Origin of the sequence: Pseudomonas sp. CF161, from assembly GCF_000416215.1 — a bacterium.
GTDB lineage: Bacteria > Pseudomonadota > Gammaproteobacteria > Pseudomonadales > Pseudomonadaceae > Aquipseudomonas.
Genome location: NZ_ATLP01000047.1, coordinates 1 through 374 on the forward strand (window position 1 = coordinate 1; position 374 = coordinate 374).

Consider the following 374-nt stretch of genomic DNA (forward strand, 5'->3'; position numbering starts at 1 on the left):
CAACCCGCTGGTGCAGGCCTGCCTGCAAGAAGCGGCGCAGGTGCTGGGTGAGGATCCGCTGACCCTGGATTCCCCCGCAGCCCTGGCCAATACCCGGGCCGTGCAACTGTGTTTGCTGATCGCCGGCGTCGCCAGTGCCCGACTGCTGCTGGAGCAGGCTCCGGCGCCGGCGTACGTGGCCGGGCTGTCCATCGGCGCCTATCCGGCGGCGGTGGTGGCGGGGGGGCTGGCGTTTGCCGACGCGTTGCGCCTGGTGAGCCTGCGGGGCGAGCTGATGCAGCGTGCCTACCCCCAGGGGTACGGGATGACGGCGATCATCGGGCTGCAACTGGCCACGGTGGAAGCCTTGCTGGCCCAGGTCCACAGCGAGCAGA

Annotated in this window: 1 protein-coding gene; it reads left to right on the forward strand. The window is 70.6% G+C overall.

The genetic code is table 11. The features are described 5' to 3' along the window. Positions 1–7 precede the first annotated feature (7 nt). Positions 8–374, forward strand: a 367-nt coding sequence (locus CF161_RS08670; RefSeq protein ID WP_371106519.1) for an acyltransferase domain-containing protein, incomplete at its 3' end; no start/stop codon positions are given.